This window comes from Clostridium sp. ZBS15 (assembly GCF_023845705.1).
In the GTDB taxonomy this organism is placed as follows: Bacteria; Bacillota; Clostridia; order Clostridiales; family Clostridiaceae; genus Clostridium; species Clostridium aquiflavi.
On sequence record NZ_JAMQHY010000045.1, the window covers coordinates 1 to 2,996 of the forward strand.

The 2,996-nt window shown below is 27.7% G+C and carries 4 protein-coding genes; 1 reads left to right on the plus strand and 3 read right to left on the minus strand.

Annotated features, from left to right (window positions below; all coding sequences use genetic code 11):
* The coding region (locus NG904_RS13500) for a helix-turn-helix domain-containing protein (protein ID WP_252232015.1) at positions 1 to 308 on the plus strand (308 nt) is incomplete at its 5' end.
* A 73-nt stretch (positions 309 to 381) separates the two neighbouring features.
* Here the strand turns inward: NG904_RS13500 and NG904_RS13505 are convergent.
* From NG904_RS13505 to NG904_RS13515, 3 genes are all read right to left on the minus strand, one after another.
* Positions 382 to 594 (minus strand): hypothetical protein, encoded by a 213-nt coding sequence (locus NG904_RS13505; protein WP_252232017.1) that lies wholly within the window; start codon positions 592 to 594, stop codon positions 382 to 384.
* A 140-nt stretch (positions 595 to 734) separates the two neighbouring features.
* A complete protein-coding gene (arsB, locus tag NG904_RS13510; protein ID WP_252232019.1) occupies positions 735 to 1,784 on the minus strand; it encodes an ACR3 family arsenite efflux transporter in 1,050 nt (349 codons plus the stop codon).
* Positions 1,785 to 1,796: 12 nt separating this feature from the next.
* The coding region (locus tag NG904_RS13515) for an FAD-dependent oxidoreductase (protein WP_252232021.1) at positions 1,797 to 2,996 on the minus strand (1,200 nt) is incomplete at its 5' end.

Sequence of the window (2,996 nt, forward strand, 5' to 3'; positions counted from 1 at the left end):
TAGATAAAAAAGAAGCGTTTTTTCAATCTATTAATGAAAAAATTGATACAAGTAATAAGAATGGATATACTTTTACTGAAATTATAAAACATCTTGTTAAATTTCAAAGTGATGTTATAAGTGAAAAAACAAAAAAAGGATTATATGAAGCAAAGCAAAAAGGAGTAACTCCAGGAAGACCAAAGAAACCTGATGAGAATGTAAAACGTGCTATTGTTATGTATGAAAGTAAAAAATATAGTTTAAGTGAAATAAAAAAAGAAACTGGAATTAGTAAATCTACATTATACAGATATTTAGAACATTAATTGCCTAAAATTGTACAGAGAATTGCTTTAATTAAAAAGACAGACCAAATAATCTGTCTTTTTAATTTATTTGTTAATTATCTGCTAATTTTAAATACTGCTCCCTGCTTATTTCACTGAAGAAATTAAGAACAAATCCTGTATAATGGCTCATTTTCTTTTTATTTTCCTCTTCCTTTATACTTATTAAATAATCAACTGGATCAATATCTATAGCTTTACTAAAAAAAACTCTTTCTCCACTAAATCTAATTTGTGAACTATAACTTATAATATAATACTTCATATTTAACGCCCCTTTATATTTATTTAATATATACTCTTTTTCTTAACATAAATTAATTACAATCTCTAATAAATTCATACTATTATCTTTCAGTAAAATACATTTAAGTTTATTAATTATTTTAATAAATTTTATACTATTTAATTATTCTTAAACCACCCCTTAGTATTATTAGCTATTTTAACAAGAGCAAGCATTACTGGAACTTCAACAAGTACTCCAACTACAGTTGCAAGAGCTGCCCCACTTTGTAAACCAAATAATGATATAGCTACTGCTACTGAAAGTTCAAAGAAATTACTTGCACCTATCATTCCTGCTGGTGCTGCAATGTTATGAGGAAGTTTAAGTAATTTTGCTCCAACATAAGCAATAGTAAAAATAAAGAAAGTCTGAATTGTAAGTGGTACTGCTATTAATAAAATATGAAGTGGATTATTTAAAATAATATCTCCTTGGAAGGAAAATAATATTATAAGTGTTAAAAGTAATCCTATTATTGTTACATTGTCAAACTTCTTTAAAAATATATTATTAAAATAATCTTCACCTTTTTTCTTTATTAATACAGTTCTTGTTGTATATCCTAAAGCTAGCGGAATAACAACAAATAGTACTGTTGAAAGAAGTAATGTTCCCATTGGTACAGTTACATTACCAACGCCAAGTAAAAATGCTACTATTGGTGCAAATGCAATTAAAATTATTAAATCATTAACTGCAACTTGAACTAAAGTATAGGCTGCATCTCCTTTTGTTAAATGACTCCATACAAATACCATTGCTGTACATGGCGCTGCTCCAAGTAATACTGCTCCTGCTAAATATTCTTTAGCAAGATTTACTGGTATAAAACTTTTAAATACAATGTAAAAAAAGAACCATGAAATTGCATACATTGTAAATGGTTTTATAAGCCAATTTGTTACACAAGTTAATATAAGTCCCTTTGGTTTTTTACTAGCATTAACTATACTTGTAAAATCTATTTTTAACATCATTGGATATATCATAAGCCAAATTAATATTGCAACTGGAATTGATACATTATAATATTCAAATTTATTTAGTGTATCTGGTATTATAGGTAAAAATTTTCCTACCGCAATTCCAACAACAATACATGCTGCTACCCATAATGTTAAATATTTTTCAAATACACCTAACCCTTTTCCTTTATTTTCTGACATATGTCTTTCCCCCTATTTATTATTTACTTTCTTTATTTTTGATTCCTTATAAAATTTGTTACCACCTGATAAATTATATACTTTTTTAAATCCATGATTAATTAAAATGTTCTGTGCTGCATTTCCTGTAACACCTTTATTGCAATAAGTTACAGTAGTAATTCCTTTATCTAACTTAGCTAAATCATCTCTTAAACTACTATGAGGCATATTTTCTGCATTACAAACGTGAGCTTCATCATATTGCTTAGGTACTCTTGCATCTATTATTTGAACTTTTTCTCCCTTTTTAGTTAAGTTTTCAAGTTCACTACTAGTTATAATAGGTCTTCTATTGTTTATTACATTATCTAAAATCATTCCTGTATAATGAACTGGATCTTTTGTAGTAGAAAATGGTGGTGCATATGCTAAGTCAAGATGGAATAATTCATCTACCTTTGCACCATAAGTAATCAATGTTGCAAATACATCAATTCTCTTATCCACCCCTTCATAACCTATTATTTGCACACCTAGAATTTTCTCAGTTTTCTTATCTGCAATTGCTTTTATAACCATTTCCTTGCCATGAAAATATGATGGTTTATCTGGTTTTATATTGTGACATACAACTATATCATATCCTTCAGACAACGCTTCTTTTTCAGATAAACCTGTATTTGCAATAGTCATATCAAACAATTTAAATATTCCTGTGCCTAAGTTGCCTTTATATCTTAAAATTCCTCCAGTTAAAGCATCACCTGCAATCCTTCCAGTTTTATTTGCAGTAGATCCTAGTGGTCTATATATTGATTTTCCTGTTATTAAAGAAAAAGTTTCTATACAATCCCCACAAGCATAAATATCTTTAATATTTGTTTCCATTCTATTATCTACTTTTATTGCCCCTGTAATGCCTATTTCTATTTTGCATTCTCTAGCTAAGTCTACATTAGGTCTAACCCCTGTAGCCATAATAACCATATCACTATCTAAAACAGTTTTATCTGCAAGTATTACTTTTTCTTTTGAAATTTCACTAATATCAGTATCTTTAATAATTTTTACATCTTTCCTCTTTAATGTATTCTCTAAATACTGTGCCATATCTTCATCTAAATTTGGTGTTATTTTATTTGCTTTTTCAAGTATTGTCACATTTAATTTCTCTTCAATTAAATTTTCAACCATTTCAAACCCAATAAAACCTGTACCAACTATTACTGC

Bases quoted from the DNA above. Each gene is read 5' to 3' on its own strand.
- arsB (WP_252232019.1), bottom strand. From the start codon at position 1,784: ATGTCAGAAAATAAAGGAAAAGGGTTAGGTGTATTTGAAAAATATTTA.
- NG904_RS13505 (WP_252232017.1), bottom strand. From the start codon at position 594: ATGAAGTATTATATTATAAGTTATAGTTCACAAATTAGATTTAGTGGA.